The organism is Micromonospora humida (assembly GCF_016901255.1).
GTDB lineage: Bacteria > Actinomycetota > Actinomycetes > Mycobacteriales > Micromonosporaceae > Micromonospora > Micromonospora wenchangensis.
In genome coordinates this window covers 215,613-230,892 of the sequence record NZ_JAFEUC010000009.1, presented here as the reverse complement: position 1 = coordinate 230,892, position 15,280 = coordinate 215,613, and the positions used below count along the sequence as shown (strand labels likewise).

Below are 15,280 nucleotides of genomic sequence, written 5' to 3'. Positions count from 1 at the left end.
CGCGTCGGTGCCCGGTCAGGACCGGGTGGAGCGGCGGCGCAGGAACAGGCCGGCGGCGAGCGCGGCGAGCAGCACCAGGCCACCGGCCGCCGCCCAGAGCCAACCCCGGCCGTTGTCGTCGGTGCCGGCGGCGACCGGGGTGGTCGACGGGGAGCCGGGTGCCGCGCTGCTCGGCGTCGGCGACGGGGTGGGACTGGCCGACGGGCTGACCGACGGCGACGGGGGCGTGGCGGCGGTGCCGGTGGTGAGGGTGAACCGCACCTCCCCCTTGACGGGGTGGCCGTCACTGGACGGCAATTGATAGTCGACGATGTAGAGACCAGCCGCGCCCGGGGCGAACGGCACCCTGACCCGGCTGCCGGAAAAGGTCGGCTCGCCACCGGCGGCCGGGATGTTGTCCGGCCCGGTCACTGTGATCTTCGTCCTGTCCGGATCGAGTTTGGCCAGGAAACGCAGCTCGACGGCAGCCGGCGCGGTGGCGACCTTGGCCCCGTTGGCCGGATTGCTCCCGGTCAGCGAGTTGTGTGCCAGCGCCGGCGACGCCGGCAACAACGCCACGCCGAGCGCCACGCCGACGAGCACTGGCACCGCCCGCACCAGCCGTGGGACCCTGCCCCCCATGAAGCCCTCCGCAAAGGTACGATCCGCCCGCTGATCACGCGGCTGAGAAATTGGTCGTTCCAGGATCGCAGATAGTTCCACATATTGTTCCCAGAGCTGCATCCGAGCGATGTTCCAGGAAGTCTGTGCGGTGGGGCCGGCGCTGCCCGGTCACGCACCGATGCCGACCGGCCCGCGCGTGACCCGCAGCACAGCCATCCATCGAACGGGGCGAGGAGGCGGCGATGGTCGACAGGGTGAGGCGGCTGCTGGCAGCGGTCGCGGTGGGCGTGGCGACGGCGGTGGTGCTCGGCACCGGGCCGGCGGCGCAGGCGGCCGGGGCGCACCGGGCGGCACCGAAGACGCCACCCGCCGGGGTGGACATCACCGGGGTGGGGCTGACCGAACCGCTGCGCCTGCGCAGCGACACCGCCCCGACCCACGTGGTCGCGGTCATCGACCAGGTCAGCTGGTTCGGCCGCACCGGCCAGGCCAAGGGCCCCACGGCCGCCGACCTCGGTCCGAAGTACACCATCGTGGTGCTCGCCGGGGACGCCGCCACGCAGACGTTCGACCTCTACCCGCTGGCCAAGGGCGGTCCCCGGGCCTTCCGGCCGGCCAAGCAGCCCGACGCGCGCAAGACCACCGCCGGCTGGTTCCTCGGCCGGCTCACCATGTCCGAGACGCTGCGCGCCGCCGGGGTGCCGCTGGAGCCGCAGCTCGACACGGTCAGCGGCGGCGTGGGTGGCGGCGAGCGGGCCCTTCCGGACGACGCCCTCAACCCGGGTCGCGACATCGACGACGCGATCTCCGAACTTCAGCGGTTGCTGCTGCTCAACGTGGGCGTGATGCTGGTGATCACGCTCGGCCTGGCGGGCATCGCCCTGCTGGTCCGCCGCCGCACCCGCTGACCACGCCGCCGGCCGCCGGTACCGGCCCCACCCGTCCGGCCCGGGACGCCGCGCCCCGGTGCGGGTCAGGCCGGTGCCCGGTCGGCCGCCGTACCCGCCGCCGACCACACCGCCAGCACCACCTTGCCCCGGACGTGCCCGGCCTCGACCAGCCGGTGCGCGTCCGCGGCCCGGGCCAGCGGGAGCACCCGCTCGACGTGGACGGTGAGCCGGCCCGCGTCGACCAGCGCGGCCAGCAACCCCAGGTCCGCCGTGGACGGCTCCACGAACAGGTAGCTGCCGCCGAGCCGGGTGACGTGCTCCGGGTCGGCGACGGAGACCAGCCGGGACGGCCGGGACAACAGCGCCGCCGAGACGTCCAGCGCCGCCCCGCCGAACAGATCGAGCGCCACGTCCACCCCGTCGGGCGCGAGCGCGCGGAGCCGGTCGACCAGGCCGTCGCCGTGGGCGACCGGTTCGGCACCCAACGACCGGACGAAGTCGTGATTGGCCGGACCCGCCGTGCCGATCACCCGGGTCGCCCCCAACGCCCGCGCCACCTGCACCGCCAGGTGCCCCACCCCGCCCGACGCCCCGTGCACCAGCACGGTGTCCCCCGCGCCGGTGCCGGCCCGCCGCAACGCCTGGTAGGCGGTCAACCCGGCCAGCGGCAGGCCGGCCGCCTCGACCCAGGACGCCTGGGACGGCCGGATCGCCAGGCAGCGTTGCGGGGCGGGGACCAGTTCGGCGTAGCTGCCGTACTGGAGGTGGTCGCGACGGACGTACCCGATCACCTCGTCGCCGACGGCGAACCCGGTCACCGCCGGGCCGGCCGCCACCACCACGCCCGCCGCGTCCCAGCCGGGCACCAGGGGGAAGTGCGCGGGAATCGCGTCGGCCAGCAACCCCTCACGGATCTTCGCGTCGACCGGGTTCACTCCGGCGGCGCGGACCCGCACCAGCACCGTGTCCGGACCCACCGGGGGGTCGGGCAGTTCCCGCAGGGTCAGCCGGTCGGCCGTACCCCACCCGTCGATCGCGATCGCCTGCACGTCACCCACGCTAACGGTCGACGGGCCGTCAGGTGATCAGCACCAACGGTGTGGCGGGCGTTGCACGCGCTGCCGACGCCGGCCGGGGCGGACCGGGCCGTGCCGGTGCCCGCCCGCCCACCCGGCCAGGTCGCTGCGGCAGGCCCGGGTCGGCGGGTCCGGTTGGCCGGTCGGGCCGGGTTCCACCGCCGCCGGTCGGACCGCCGCGCCGTCGACCGTCTCGACGCCGCGTTGGCGGGGCAGCGCCAGCTCGTCGTCGGCCCGTTCGACCGCCCGACAGACCTGCTCCGTCGCCAGCCGGCGGTGCGGTCGGGCCGCCCCGGGCTGGTCGTGGTGGCCCGGCCGGCAGGACTCGCCCTGGGCGCAGCCGTGGTCGGCCTCCCCGTGCGCCATCCCGGTCTCCTCACACTCGCGTCGCCCGCCGGGACGACACCCCGGCGCGGCAGTGCCACCGTACTGGCCGGCACCGACGCGCCGTGCAGCGCGTACCCCCGGGGTCAGGACCTCGGTCGACGCGGGAAGATCGTCTCCCAGACCGGGAACGCGACCAGCCAGATCAGCAGCGCGACGGTGAGGGTGCGGATCCAGTTCGCCAGCTCCCGGGTGCGCTCGGCGTCACCGACGACGACGATCGCGGCGGCCAGCAGGGCGCAGGCGACCGCCCAGCCGAGCAGTGCCTTGCCCCACTCCCGCCACTCGTGGCGGGCCCGCGCCCAGCCGTACCGGGGTGGTTTCACCGGCGGCGGGCCGCCGGCGAAACGGTGCGCGAAGCGCTGGTCGGCCCACCGGATCATGGAGTGCCCGAACGCCACCGAGAACCCGAGGTAGACGGCGGCCAGGCCGTGGGTGGCGTCCGCGGTCGCCCCCCGGCGCAGGTCCATCGCCGCCGCGCCCAGCAGCACCAGATCGACCAGGGGAACGCAGACCAGCAGCGCCGCCCCCAGCCGGGGCCGGCGCAGCGGGTACCGGGCGACCAGCCCGGCCACGAGCAGCACCCAGAATCCGATCTCGCACCCGACGATGACCGCCAGCAGCATGTCCACCTCCCCGTTCCGGTCAAGCGTGCCGGGGCGGGGAGGTGGTCACCTCACCGGCGGGGACGAGTTCCGGGTCCCTCCTTCGGTGGAGCCGCGGCCCGGCGTACCCCCTTCGGCGGACGGCCGACCGGGCGGCCTCCTCCGCAGGTGGGAGGGGCACCGGCCCGGGGTGTGGTGGGATCGGGAGCATGCGGATGCCGGGCTGGGTCGGCTCCGGCCGGCCGGGACGCGACCTGGCCCTGGCCGGGGTGTCCCTGGTCGGCGGCCTGGCGGCCTACGGTGTCGGCCTGCAACCCCAGTTCCCCTGGGCGCCGGACGTGCCACGGGTGTCCTTCCTGCTGCCGCTGCTGGCGGCGAGCGTGGCGGTCGGGCTGCGCCGGGTGGCCACCCGGACCGGCCTGGTGGTGGGCACGGTGGCGGTGTTCGCCGACGCCGCGCTCGGCGTGTCGGTGGGCGTCACGGTGGTCTACACCCAGGTGTTGTACGACACGTGCGTGTACGGCCCGTCCCGGTGGTGGCGCTGGCTGCTGCGGGTCGCGGTCGGGCTCAGCGTCGGCGGCACGGTGGTGGGCCTGCTCTGGTGGGGCTGGCGGGGTGCCGCCGTCGGGATGCCGTTCGCGCTGCTCGGGGTGCTGCCGGTGGTCACCGGGATCAGCGTGCGGCAGTACCGGGACCAGGCGGCGACCGAGCGGGCCCGCGCCGAGCAGACCGCCCGGCTGGTCGAGCTGGACCGGCGGCAGGCGGTGCTGGCCGAGCGGGCCCGGATGGCCCGGGAGCTGCACGACGTGGTGGCGAACCAGCTCAGCGCGGTGGCCCTGCACGCCACCGCCCTGCTCGCCGCCCCCGGGCTGGACCGGCCCCGCATCGACGCGGCGCTGCGGGTGATCCGGGAGAGCAGCGTGCAGGGCATGGCCGAGATGCGGCAGCTCGTCGGGCTGCTGCGGGAGCCGTCCGTGGACCCGGTGCAGGAGGCCACCCGGGTCCGGCTGGACGAGCTGGACCGGCTGCTGGCCCGGATGGCCGACGCCGGGTTGCGGGTCCGCACGACGGTGCGGGGGTCGCCCCGGGAGCTGCCGGTGGGGGTCGACCTGGCGGCGTACCGGATCGTGCAGGAGTCGTTGACCAACGCGTTGCGCCACGGCTCGGGCACGGCGGAGCTGACCGTGGCGTACCTGCCGACGGAGGTGGCGGTGACGGTGGAGAATCCGGTTCGCTCCGGCGGGCCGGCCGACGGCGCGGCGCTGCCGGCCGGGGGCGCGGGCCTGATCGGGATGCGGGAGCGGGCCGCCCTGCTCGACGGCGGGTTCACCGCCGGCCCCCGGGACGGCTGCTGGCGGGTGCGGGCGACCCTGCCGGCCGGGGAGCGGACGTGACCGCCCCGGTCCGGGTCGTGCTGGCCGACGACCAGGCGGCGGTCCGGGCCGGTCTGGTGCTGATCCTGGCCGGCGCGCCGGAGATCGAGGTGGTGGGCGAGGCGGCCGACGGGGAGGCGGCGGTACGGCTGTGCCGGGAGCTGCGTCCCGACGTGGCGGTGCTGGACATCCGGATGCCCCGGCTGGACGGGGTGTCGGCGACCCGGGAGATCGTCGCCGCCGGCACCGCCGACGTGCTGGTGCTGACCACCTTCGACCTCGACGAGTACGTCTTCGGCGCGCTGCGTGCCGGGGCGGCCGGTTTCCTGCTCAAGGACACCGACGCGGCCGGTCTGGTGGCGGCGGTGCGGACGGTGGCCCGGGGCGAGGGGGTGATCGCCCCGACGCTGACCCGGCGGCTGATCGCGGCGTTCGCGGCGACCGCGCCGGGCGTCGACGCGGCGGACCGCGCCGCCGTGGCCGCGCTGACCCCCCGGGAGCGTGACGTGCTGGCCTGCCTGGGGGTGGGCCTGTCCAACCGGGAGATCGCCGACCGGCTGGCGGTGGCGGAGAGCACGGCGAAGACCCACGTGAGCCGGGTGCTGGCGAAGTTGGCGCTGCGCAGCCGGGTGCAGGCGGCGATCCTGGCGCAGGAGCTGGCACTGCCCACGCCACCACCATGACATAGATCGATGTCTATATTGACTGCGGCCCATGCGTGACCGTAGGGTGCGAGCGGAACCTTGGGCTCGCAGGCCGGCGGCCGGCCCGACGCCGCCCCCGACCGGAGCTCCGACGGGGATCGGAGGAATCGTCATGATCGCGTCCGGGCGGTCCGTCCTGACGGCCGGCGGCATCCTCGCCGCCACCACAGTCGTCGCCCTCGGCATGACCACGGTCGCCGGTGGCGCACCCGCCACCGCCACCCCGGCCGGCGGGTGCACCGCCACGGTCCGGGTCGACTCCCGCTGGGGCAGCGGCGAAAGCGGCGGCCAGATCGTCACCTTCACCGTCGCCAACACCGCGTCGGCGACCGCCAACCGGTGGACGGTCACCTGGCCGCTCACCGACGGCCAACGGATCGTGTCGTCCTGGAACACCTCGGTCAGCGCGGCGGGTGGCACCGTGACCGCGACCAACGCGCCGTACAACGGGGTGCTCACGCCTGGCGCGTCGACCACCTTCGGCGTGCAGCTCGCCGGCCCCACCACCGCACCGACGCCGAGCTGCACCAACGACGCCGTCCCGCCGACCACCACCAGCCCGCCGACCGGCGCCGACGTCACCGTCCGCGAGGCCGACAACCAGCGCACCGTCACCCTGTACGTCGGGCAGACGCTGGGCGTGACCCTGGCGGCCGACTACCTGCCGGTCAGCACCACCGGCAGTGCGCTGACCCCCGTGTCGACCAGCGGTGGCTTCCCGACCGGGCAGCCGCTCGTGGCGACGCTGCGGGCCGTGGCCCCGGGCACCGCCGAGCTGACCACCAGCACCGACCACGCCTGCCGGCACACCACCCCGCCGTGCGCCCTGCCGACCGTGCTGTGGACGGTGCACGTCGCGGTCATCGAGCTGCCGCCGACCGACGCCGGGCAGACGGTGGTCGTCTCCGCGCCCGACAACCAGCGTGACCTCACGCTGCGCGTCGGCGACACGCTCGTGGTGAGCCTGGCCAGCAACTACGTGCCCCCGACGCTCTCCCCGGCCGGGGTCGTGGTGCCGGCCGAGGTGACCGGCGGCTACCCCAGCGGCCAGCCGCTCATCGCCCGGTACGTGGCGACCGCACCCGGCCGGGTCGACGTCTCCACCATCACCGACAACCTCTGCCGGCACCAGCCGACCCCCTGCCCGTCCCCCCAGGTGCGCTGGGTGGTGCACGTCACCGTCACCAGCTGACCGGCACACCGCCGACCTGCGCCCCGGCTCCCGGCGGCCCGCCCCCGGCGGGCCGCCGGGAGCCGACGTCGAGCCCCTGCTCAGGGCATGTCACGCTGGAGCCGTGAGCGAACCGGACGGGAGGGAACTGACGGCCACCCTGCGCCGGATCGAACGGGCGGCGGGGGCGCTGGCAACGGCCAGCGTGGCCCGGATGGACGAGAGCCTGCCCTGGTTCCGTGAGCTGCCGGCCGAGCAGCGCTCCTGGGTGATGCTGGTGGCGCAGGCCGGGGCCCGGTCGCTGGTCGAGTGGCTGGGTTCCGGCGGTGGCACCACCGACAGCACCCAGGAGGTGTCCGACGAGGTCTTCGCCACCGCGCCGCTGGCCCTGGCCCGGTCGATCAGCCTCCAGCAGACGGTGGCGCTGATCAAGGTGACCATCGACGTGGTCGAGGAACAGGTGTCGCACCTGGCCGCGCCCGGTGAGGAGCAGCAGCTCCGCGAGGCGGTGCTGCGGTTCTCCCGGGAGATCGCCTTCGCCGCCGCCCGGGCGTACGCCCGCGCCGCCGAGTCCCGGGGCTCCTGGGACGCCCGCTTGCAGGCGCTGCTGGTCGACGCCCTGCTACGCGGGGACTCCCCCGACGTGCTGGCCAGCCGGGCCGCCGCGCTGGGCTGGGCGGACGCCCCACCGGTGGCGGTGGCGGTGGGCCGCTCCCCCGGCGGCGAGGTGTCCGCCGTGCTGCACACCGTCTACCGGTACGCCCGCCGGATCGGGGTGGAGGTGATCGGCGGCGTGCACGGCGACCGGCTGGTCATCGTGCTCGGCGGCGCGGCCGACCCGATGGCGGCCACCGAGAAGCTGCTCCCCGGGTTCGGCGACGGTCCGGTGGTGGTCGGTCCCGCCGTACCCAGCCTGGACGAGGCGACGGACTCGGCACGGGCGGCGCTGGCCGGCTACCGGGCGGCGCCGGCCTGGCCGACCGCGCCCCGGCCGGTGCCGGCGGCCGACCTGCTGCCCGAGCGGGCCCTCGCCGGTGACGCCGAGGCCCGCCGCCGGCTGCGCCACGACGTGTACGCCGTCCTGGTCCGCGCGGGCGGGGAGCTGCTGGAGACGTTGGACGCCTTCTTCGCCGCCGGTGGGACGCTGGAGAGCGCCGCCCGTGCCCTGTTCGTCCACCCCAACACGGTGCGTTACCGACTGCGTCGGATCGCCGAGGTGACCGGTTTCTCCCCGCTGACCCCCCGGGACGCGTTCGCGCTCCAGGTGGCGCTGACTGTCGGCCGGCTGGACCCGATTGTCCCGGCGGGTGCGCCCGGTCCGAACCAGAAATGACACCGGGTGACCGGTGAGCAGGGCCGCTAGGCGACGATCATCGCCGATGTTTGTAGGAACCCTCCAAGAGTTCTAGTGCGGTTTGGTGTCAGCCCGCACAGCGCTTACCCCGGGGTATCGGGAAGAGTCATAGACGTGCTCGCCGTCCTCTCTCCAGGCCAGGGTTCCCAGAAGCCCGGCTTCCTGACACCCTGGCTCGCCCTGCCCGGCGTCGAGTCACGGCTGCGCTGGTGGTCCGTGCCGGCCGGGGTCGACCTGGTCCGGCTCGGTACCGAGGCCGACGCCGACGAGATCAGGGACACGGCCCGCACCCAGCCGCTGCTGGTGGCCTCGGCCCTGATCGCGGCCGAGCAGCTTCCCCTGCACGACGTGAACCTGGTCGCCGGGCACAGCGTCGGCGAGCTGGCCGCCGCCGCGCTGGCCGGGGTGTTCTCCGCCGAGACCGCGATCACCCTCGCCGGGGTACGCGGCCGGGAGATGGCCGCCGCCTGCGCCCTCGCCCCCACCGGGATGGCAGCCGTGCTCGGCGGCGACCCGGACGAGGTGCTCGCCGCGCTGGAGACCCACGGGCTACACCCGGCCAACCGCAACGGCGGCGGTCAGGTGGTCGCCGCCGGCACACTCGACGCCCTGGACAAGCTGGCCGCCGAACCGCCGGCCAAGGCCCGGATCGTCCGGCTCCAGGTCGCCGGGGCGTTCCACACCCCGTACATGGGCCCCGCCGAGCAGGCCCTGGCCGCCGTCGCCGCCGGGATCACCCCGTCCACCCCGGCCCGGCTCCTGCTCTCCGACCTCGACGGCGCCGCGGTGGCACACGGCCGGGAGCTGGTGCACCGGCTGGTCCGGCAGGTCACCGCCCCGGTGCGCTGGGACCTGTGCATGCGGACGCTCGTCGGGCTGGGGGTCACCGGCGTGCTCGAACTCCCCCCGGCCGGCACCCTCGCCGGGCTGGTCAAGCGGGAACTCAAGGCCACCGGCGTGCCGGAGATCGTCACCCTGAACACCCCCGCCGACCTGCCCGCCGCCCGCGACCTCATCGCCCGGCACAGCGGCCCGCCCGGTCACCGGCCGACCCCCCGCGCCCGGGTGGTCGTCGCCCCCGCCGTCGGCACCTTCACCCCCGCCGAGGGCCTCGCCGAGGGCGCCGAACTGAGCGCCGGCCAGGTGCTCGGCCAGGTGACCACCCGGCAGGGGCCGGTCGAGGTCACCGCCCACGACAGCGGCCCGCTCACCGAGTGGCTCGCCCACCCCGCCGACCCGGTCGCGCCGGGCCGACCCATCGCCCGCATCGGAGGCCAGGCATGAGCGGCAGTCGGATCGTCGCCCTCGGGCACTACCAACCCTCGCGGGTGGTGACCAACAACGACATCGCCCAGTTCGTCGACACCAACGACGAGTGGATCAGGGACCGGGTCGGCATCGCCAGCCGGCGCATCGCCGACGGCGAGACGGTCGCCGACATGGCCACCGCCGCCGCCGACAAGGCGCTTGCCAACTCGGGCCTCACCGCCGCCGACATCGACCTGGTCGTCGTGGCCACCTGCACCTCGATCGACCGCAGCCCGAACGTGGCCTGCCGGGTCGCCGCCAAGCTGGGCATCACCGCCCCGGGCGCGTTCGACCTGAACACCGCCTGCTCCGGCTTCGCCTACGCGCTGGGCACCGTCGACCACGCCATCCGGGCCGGCGCGTCCCGCAACGCGCTGGTCATCGGCGCCGAGAAGCTCTCCGACTTCACCGACTGGACCGACCGTTCGACCTGCATCATCTTCGCCGACGGCGCGGGCGCGGCGGTGGTCACCGCCACCACCGGCGACGAGCCGACCGGGATCGGTCCGGTGGTGTGGGGCTCCGCGCCGGACAAGAGCGACGCGGTACGCATCGAGGGCTGGCGGCCGTACATCGCGCAGGAGGGGCAGTCGGTGTTCCGCTGGGCCACCACCGCGCTGGCCCCGCTGGCGCTGCAGGCGTGCGAGAAGGCCGGTGTCGACCCGTCCGAGCTGGCCGCGTTCGTGCCGCACCAGGCCAACTCGCGGATCATCGACGGCATCGCCAAGCGGCTGAACATCCCGCAGGCGATCATCGCCAAGGACATCGTCGAGTCCGGCAACACCTCGGCGGCGAGCGTGCCGCTGGCCCTGTCCAAGCTGGTCGAGCGCCGGGAGGTGCCCTCGGGCGCGCCGGTGCTGCTGTTCGGCTTCGGCGGCGGGCTGACCTACGCCGGTCAGGTCGTCCGCTGCCCCTGAAGACCCGACGCGGTCGGCGACCGCGGCGCGCCGCCATCCGGCGGAGAACCAACCCCGATGAGAGGAACCCACCGTAATGACCCGTGACGAGATCACCTCCGGCCTCGCCGAGATCCTCGAAGAGGTCGCCGGGGTGAACCCGGACGACGTGGCCGAGGGGAAGTCCTTCACCGACGACCTCGACGTCGACTCGCTCTCCATGGTGGAGGTCGTGGTCGCCGCCGAGGAGAAGTTCGGCGTCAAGATCCCGGACAACGAGGTGCAGAACCTGAAGACCGTCGGGGACGCCGTCAGCTTCATCGAGGCGCAGTCCTGAGATGAGTCACGTCGACGTCGTCGTCACCGGGCTCGGCGCGACCACCCCGCTGGGCGGGGACGTCGCGTCGACCTGGGACGCCATGCTCGCCGGCCACTCCGGGGTGGGTCCGCTCACCCAGGAGTGGGCCGGCCAGCTCCCGGTCCGGATCGCCGCCCAGCTCGCGGTCGAACCGAGCGAGGTGCTGGACCGGGTCAAGCTGCGCCGACTGGACCGTTCCGAGGCGATCGCGCTGATCGCGGCCCAGCAGGCCTGGGCGGACTCGGGGCTCGCCGACTCCGGGCTGGACCCGGAGCGGTTGGGTGCCAGCGTCGGCTCCGGCATCGGTGGCGCCCTGACCCTGCTCGCGCAGGACGACATCCTGGAGGCGTCCGGCCCGCGCCGGGTCTCCCCGCACACCATCCCGATGCTGATGCCCAACGGTCCCGCCGCCTGGGTGGGGCTGGAGCTGGGCGCGCAGGCCGGGGTGCACTCGGTGGCGAGCGCCTGCGCGACCGGCGCGGAGGCGATCGCACTCGGCCTGGACATGATCCGGTCCGGGCGGGCCGACGTGGTGGTGGCCGGCGGCACCGAGGCGGTCATCCACCCGCTGCCGATCGCCGGGTTCAGCTCCATGCGGGCCATGTCGACCCGCAACGACGAACCGGAGCAGGCCTCCCGCCCGTGGGACAAGGGCCGCGACGGCTTCGTCCTCGGCGAGGGCGCCGGCATCCTGGTGCTGGAGCGGGCCGACCACGCCGCCGCCCGGGGTGCGCACGTCTACGCCCGACTCGCCGGCGCCGGCATCACCTCCGACGGGTACGACATCGTGCAGCCGCACCCGGAGGGGGCCGGCGCGATCCGGGCCATCGCCAAGGCGATCGCCGACGCCGACGTGGCCAAGGCCGACATCGTGCACGTCAACGCGCACGCCACCTCGACCCCGGTGGGAGACCTCGCCGAGATCAAGGCGCTGCACCGGGCGCTCGGCGACCACCCGGTGCTGACCGCCACCAAGTCGATGACCGGGCACCTGCTCGGCGCGGCCGGTGCGTTGGAGTCGATCGCCACCATCCTGACCATCCGCGACGGCGTCATCCCGCCGACGATCAACCTGGACGACCCGGACGACGGTCTCGACATGGACGTGGCCGCGAACAAGGTCCGCCACCTGGACGTGCCCGCCGCGTTGAACAACTCGTTCGGCTTCGGCGGTCACAACGTCGCCCTGGTCTTCACCCGCCCCTGACGGCACCGGCAGACCGGCCCGGCACCGCGACGGTGCCGGGCCGGTGTGCGTCCGGGCGGCCCGCCGGCCCCCGGTCGGGGGCAGCACGGCCCCGCGCCGTCAGCTAGCATCCGTCGGCCGCCGTGATCGACGGCGGGAACTCTCACGGGGAAAACGACGATGATCCGACGTACGACCGCACTGGCCGCCCTCACCCTCACCCTCGCCACCGGCTGCGCCCGGGCCACCCCGGAGCCGGCGACGACGCCCGCCCCGCCGGCCAGCCCCACCGCCTCGCCTGTCGTCGCCGGCCCACCGTGGTACGACGACGTCGCCCCGGCCGCCGCCGCCACCACGATCGGCCCGAAGGGCAGCCCCTGCACGCTGTCGATGACCTTCTCGGTGCCGGCGAAGTGGAAGGCCAAGGCGGTGAAGGGCGGGGCCGACTTCAAGCTCGGCCCGGCCGTGCCGCTGTGCGAGATCGACGCGAAGCCGGCCGGGAACATCGGCTTCCTGCGGGTCTGGCAGATCACCGGGGGCACGCCGCTGAACCCGCAGGACACGGTGGACAAGTACCTCGCCGAGTTCGACGGTCCGAAGGAGCAGCAGTACCGGCGGACCAAGGCCGGCCCGCTGGACGCCTTCGAGGCCACCTGGACCGAGGACGGCGAGCGTAAGCGGGCGATCCTGGTGTCCACCCTGTACGGCAAGTTGATGATCACCCTCGGCGGCCTGGACACCGAGGAGTTCGAGGCGATGCTGCCGGCGTACCAGCTGGCGAAGTCGAGCGCCAACCTGCCGGAGTGACGCACCGGGTGTCCGGCCCGCCCCCTTCGCGGGCCGGACACCCGGTTCGACCGGTCCGCCCCTCACGGCCCGGACGCACGGATCGTCAGGTCAGCGGGGGGCCGGCACCGCTTCCCGGGCGAGGGTGACCGCGCCCAGCAGCGCCGCGTCGTCGGCGAACCGGGACAGCACCACGTCGGGGCGGTGCGGGAGCACCTCGGCCAGCCGGTCGACCAGCAGTCCCCGGATCAGCGCGCTGCCGGCCACCCCGCCCACCAGCACCACCCGCTGCGGATCGAGCAGCAGGCAGCAGGTGACCAGGTGCCGGGCCAGCTCGTCGACCCGGGCGGTGAGCGCGTCACGGGCCGCACCGGGCAGCTCGGCCGCGGCGGCCAGCCCGGCCGCGTGCCCGGCCACCCCCAGCTCGTCGGCCAACCGGTCCAGCGCCCGGCCGGAGAAGTCCAGCTCCAGCATGGTGCCGGGCCACGGGCCGCCGGCCACCGCGTACCCGATCTCGCCGGCCGCGCCCCGGTGCCCGGCGAGGACCCGGCCGCCGACGGTGACCGCCGCCGCCACGCCGGTGCCGATCCCCACCACCAGGCCGGGGTCGGCGTCGCGCAGCGCACCGAGCCGCAGCTCGGCCAGGGCGGCGGCGTTCAGGTCGTTGTCCACCGCCACCCGGGTCACCCCGAGGGCGTCGGAGACGGCGTCGGCCAGGCGCAACCGTTCCCAGCCGGGTACGTTCGGGGCCAGGTCGATGCCGTCGGGGCGGACCACCCCGGGCGAGGCCACCCCGGCCGCCACCAGCGGCCCGCCGACCTCGGCGACCAGCGTGGCCGCCAGTTCCAGCGCCCGGTCCAACGCCTGCGGGGCACCCCGCTCGGCGTGCGTGGCGATCCGCCGGTGGGCCAGCAACCGGCCGGTGCCGTCGGCCACCCCGACGGCCATCTTCGTTCCGCCGAAGTCGATGCCCAGCAGCAGTTCGTCGGTGCGGGTGCCGGCGACGGCCCGGCCGGCCAGTCGCATGCTCACCTGGTCCACCGCCCGGTCACCACCGTCGACCGCGGTCGTGGCGGTGCCCCGCCGGGCAGCCGGGCCGGACCGGAACCGGATCGTCGGATCGACGCGCTCACCGGCCGGCCACCTCGGCGGCGACCGTGTCCAGCGCCTCGTCGGCGCGGGCCAGCCGGTCCCGGGTCGCGGCGAGCCGGTCGGCGACGCCGTCGAACGTGCCCCGCAGGGTGCCGACCTGGGCACGGACGGCGGCGGCACCCGGCCCGTCCACCTGCGCCCGGGCGAGCACCAGCTCGGGGTCGACGGCGGCGGCGATCAGGTCGGCCACGGCGTCGTCGGTGAGCCCGTCGACCAGGCCGGCGGCGGCGGTCCGGACCCCGTCGGCGGTCCAGCTGTCCGGCGCGCCCGCGCGCACCAGCCGGCCGACGACCGAGTGGGCGGCCCGGAACGGCACCCCGTGCCGGGTCAGCGCGTCGGCCGCCGCGGTGGTGGTCGCCCCGGACGCGACGATCTCCTCCCGGGTCGGCGGGTGCAGCGGCTCCAGCTCGGCGAGGAAGCCGCCGACCAGGGCGAAGAACCGTTCCGCCCGGTCGTTGCTGTCCCAGAGCCGGACCTGCACGTCGGTGGTGGCGTTGTTGGAGTCCTCCCACCAGGCCGCCCCGACGTTGTTGAGCACCGACGCGGCGTCGGCGGCGCTCGCGCCGGCCATCGACACCAGGTGCTCCAGCACCACCGGGTTGCGCTTCTGCGGCATGATGCTGCTGCCCTGGGTGAAGTCGCCGGGGGTGGCCACCCACTGCCAGGTCAGCCAGTCCATCAGGGTTCGGGCGAGCCGGGCGCCGGTGGCCAGGGCCTGCGCGTTGAGGGTGCCCACCCGGACCAGGTGGTCGGCCCCGGCGACCGCCTCGTAGGAGTTGGTCACCAGGCCGTCGAAGCCGAGCAGCTCGGCCACCCGGGCCGGGGCGATGTCCAGGTCGGTGCCGGCGAACGCGCAGGAGCCCAGCGGCGAGACGTTGAGCTGGTCGATCACGTCGGCGTACGCGACGGCCTCACCGGCCAGCGCCTCGGCGTAACCGGCCAGCGCGTGCCCGATGGTGGTGGGTTGGGCGGGCCGGCGGTGGGTGTAACCGGTGATCACCACGTCGGCGTACCGGTCGGCGACGTCCAGCGCGGCCGTTCCGGTGGCCAGCACCCTCTCCAGCACCCCGAGCAGCTGGTCGCGCAGGAGCATCCGGAACACCCCGGCGTCCAGGTCGTTGCGGCTGCGCGCCATCTGCACGTCCAGTTCGGACGCGGGCAGGCCGCACGCCTGCGCGAGGGTCTTCTCCAGCAGGTAGTAGGTGTCCTCGAAGCTGCCGTCGAACGCCGGGGCGGGCTTGCCGTCGGCGCGCAGCGCGGCCAGCCCGCGCAACAGCCGGGCCCCCCGCTCGGCCGGGATGAGGCCCTGCTCGGTCAGCATCACCACGTGCGCCTGGCTGGCGCGCACCATCGCCGGGTACAGGTGGCCGACGTGGTGCTCGTAGGTCGGGGCCAGGTGGTGCCGCTGGTAGGTGGTCAGCTCGCTCATGGCGG

16 protein-coding genes are annotated in these 15,280 nt (G+C 75.1%); 10 read left to right on the top strand and 6 right to left on the bottom strand.

All coding sequences use genetic code 11. The features are described from left to right. Positions 1–15: 15 nt before the first annotated feature. Complete coding sequence (locus JQX11_RS19685) at positions 16–621, bottom strand: copper resistance CopC family protein (protein ID WP_204926406.1); 606 nt, start codon at positions 619–621, stop codon at positions 16–18. A gap of 224 nt (positions 622–845) precedes the next feature. Here JQX11_RS19685 and JQX11_RS19680 point away from each other — a divergent pair, with 224 nt between their 5' ends. Next, positions 846–1,511 carry a hypothetical protein gene (locus tag JQX11_RS19680; protein ID WP_204926405.1) on the top strand — a complete coding sequence of 222 codons (666 nt, stop codon included), beginning with the start codon at positions 846–848 and terminating at the stop codon, positions 1,509–1,511. A gap of 65 nt (positions 1,512–1,576) precedes the next feature. Here JQX11_RS19680 and JQX11_RS19675 read toward each other — a convergent pair whose 3' ends face one another. The 3 genes from JQX11_RS19675 to JQX11_RS19665 all read right to left on the bottom strand — a co-directional run bounded on the left by JQX11_RS19675 (position 1,577) and on the right by JQX11_RS19665 (position 3,579). Continuing rightward, complete coding sequence (locus JQX11_RS19675; protein WP_204926404.1) at positions 1,577–2,542, bottom strand: NADP-dependent oxidoreductase; 966 nt, start codon at positions 2,540–2,542, stop codon at positions 1,577–1,579. 36 nt (positions 2,543–2,578) lie between these two features. Beyond that, on the bottom strand, positions 2,579–2,935 hold the full coding sequence (locus JQX11_RS19670; protein ID WP_204926403.1) for a hypothetical protein: 357 nt from the start codon (positions 2,933–2,935) through the stop codon (positions 2,579–2,581). 104 nt (positions 2,936–3,039) lie between these two features. Beyond that, positions 3,040–3,579, bottom strand: coding sequence for a hypothetical protein (locus JQX11_RS19665; protein ID WP_204926402.1), 540 nt, complete (start codon positions 3,577–3,579; stop codon positions 3,040–3,042). 194 nt (positions 3,580–3,773) lie between these two features. Here JQX11_RS19665 and JQX11_RS19660 point away from each other — a divergent pair, with 194 nt between their 5' ends. The 9 genes from JQX11_RS19660 to JQX11_RS19620 all read left to right on the top strand — a co-directional run bounded on the left by JQX11_RS19660 (position 3,774) and on the right by JQX11_RS19620 (position 12,715). After that, a complete protein-coding gene (locus tag JQX11_RS19660) occupies positions 3,774–4,952 on the top strand; it encodes a sensor histidine kinase (RefSeq protein ID WP_204926401.1) in 1,179 nt (392 codons plus the stop codon). Further along, on the top strand, positions 4,949–5,614 hold the full coding sequence (locus JQX11_RS19655) for a response regulator (RefSeq protein WP_204926400.1): 666 nt from the start codon (positions 4,949–4,951) through the stop codon (positions 5,612–5,614). The genes JQX11_RS19660 and JQX11_RS19655 overlap by 4 nt, the downstream gene beginning before the upstream one ends. 133 nt (positions 5,615–5,747) lie before the next feature. Further along, positions 5,748–6,827, top strand: coding sequence for a cellulose binding domain-containing protein (locus JQX11_RS19650; RefSeq protein WP_204926399.1), 1,080 nt, complete (start codon positions 5,748–5,750; stop codon positions 6,825–6,827). 16 nt (positions 6,828–6,843) lie between these two features. Beyond that, the gene (locus tag JQX11_RS19645) at positions 6,844–8,139 is read left to right on the top strand and encodes a PucR family transcriptional regulator (RefSeq protein WP_372444614.1); all 1,296 of its coding nucleotides are present in this window, start codon (positions 6,844–6,846) and stop codon (positions 8,137–8,139) included. Positions 8,140–8,274: 135 nt separating this feature from the next. Next, positions 8,275–9,444 (top strand): acyltransferase domain-containing protein, encoded by a 1,170-nt coding sequence (locus JQX11_RS19640; protein ID WP_204926397.1) that lies wholly within the window; start codon positions 8,275–8,277, stop codon positions 9,442–9,444. Then, entirely contained in the window at positions 9,441–10,385 is a 945-nt protein-coding gene (locus tag JQX11_RS19635) for a beta-ketoacyl-ACP synthase III (RefSeq protein ID WP_204926396.1), read from the top strand. The genes JQX11_RS19640 and JQX11_RS19635 overlap by 4 nt, the downstream gene beginning before the upstream one ends. Before the next feature lie 76 nt (positions 10,386–10,461). Next, on the top strand, positions 10,462–10,701 hold the full coding sequence (locus tag JQX11_RS19630; protein ID WP_067313076.1) for an acyl carrier protein: 240 nt from the start codon (positions 10,462–10,464) through the stop codon (positions 10,699–10,701). A gap of 1 nt (position 10,702) precedes the next feature. Beyond that, positions 10,703–11,929: a beta-ketoacyl-ACP synthase II gene (fabF, locus tag JQX11_RS19625; RefSeq protein ID WP_204926395.1), complete on the top strand. Its 1,227-nt coding sequence runs from the start codon at positions 10,703–10,705 to the stop codon at positions 11,927–11,929. Between the two features lie 159 nt (positions 11,930–12,088). Continuing rightward, positions 12,089–12,715: a lipoprotein gene (locus JQX11_RS19620; protein WP_204926394.1), complete on the top strand. Its 627-nt coding sequence runs from the start codon at positions 12,089–12,091 to the stop codon at positions 12,713–12,715. A 90-nt stretch (positions 12,716–12,805) separates the two neighbouring features. Here JQX11_RS19620 and JQX11_RS19615 read toward each other — a convergent pair whose 3' ends face one another. Together JQX11_RS19615 and JQX11_RS19610 are read right to left on the bottom strand one after the other, a co-directional pair. Continuing rightward, the gene (locus tag JQX11_RS19615) at positions 12,806–13,720 is read right to left on the bottom strand and encodes an ROK family protein (protein WP_204926496.1); all 915 of its coding nucleotides are present in this window, start codon (positions 13,718–13,720) and stop codon (positions 12,806–12,808) included. A gap of 103 nt (positions 13,721–13,823) precedes the next feature. Further along, positions 13,824–15,275, bottom strand: a complete 1,452-nt coding sequence (locus JQX11_RS19610) for an argininosuccinate lyase (protein WP_204926393.1) — start codon at positions 15,273–15,275, stop codon at positions 13,824–13,826. Between the last annotated feature and the right edge of the window lie 5 nt (positions 15,276–15,280).

What these genes read in the sequence shown, in the direction of transcription:
- JQX11_RS19685 (WP_204926406.1), bottom strand. Translation starts at nt 621, where the DNA reads ATGGGGGGCAGGGTCCCACGGCTGGTGCGGGCGGTGCCAGTGCTCGTC.
- JQX11_RS19680 (WP_204926405.1), top strand. Translation starts at nt 846, where the DNA reads ATGGTCGACAGGGTGAGGCGGCTGCTGGCAGCGGTCGCGGTGGGCGTG.
- JQX11_RS19670 (WP_204926403.1), bottom strand. Translation starts at nt 2,935, where the DNA reads ATGGCGCACGGGGAGGCCGACCACGGCTGCGCCCAGGGCGAGTCCTGC.
- JQX11_RS19665 (WP_204926402.1), bottom strand. Translation starts at nt 3,579, where the DNA reads ATGCTGCTGGCGGTCATCGTCGGGTGCGAGATCGGATTCTGGGTGCTG.
- JQX11_RS19660 (WP_204926401.1), top strand. Translation starts at nt 3,774, where the DNA reads ATGCCGGGCTGGGTCGGCTCCGGCCGGCCGGGACGCGACCTGGCCCTG.
- JQX11_RS19650 (WP_204926399.1), top strand. Translation starts at nt 5,748, where the DNA reads ATGATCGCGTCCGGGCGGTCCGTCCTGACGGCCGGCGGCATCCTCGCC.
- JQX11_RS19635 (WP_204926396.1), top strand. Translation starts at nt 9,441, where the DNA reads ATGAGCGGCAGTCGGATCGTCGCCCTCGGGCACTACCAACCCTCGCGG.
- JQX11_RS19630 (WP_067313076.1), top strand. Translation starts at nt 10,462, where the DNA reads ATGACCCGTGACGAGATCACCTCCGGCCTCGCCGAGATCCTCGAAGAG.
- fabF (WP_204926395.1), top strand. Translation starts at nt 10,703, where the DNA reads ATGAGTCACGTCGACGTCGTCGTCACCGGGCTCGGCGCGACCACCCCG.
- JQX11_RS19620 (WP_204926394.1), top strand. Translation starts at nt 12,089, where the DNA reads ATGATCCGACGTACGACCGCACTGGCCGCCCTCACCCTCACCCTCGCC.
- JQX11_RS19615 (WP_204926496.1), bottom strand. Translation starts at nt 13,720, where the DNA reads ATGCGACTGGCCGGCCGGGCCGTCGCCGGCACCCGCACCGACGAACTG.
- JQX11_RS19610 (WP_204926393.1), bottom strand. Translation starts at nt 15,275, where the DNA reads ATGAGCGAGCTGACCACCTACCAGCGGCACCACCTGGCCCCGACCTAC.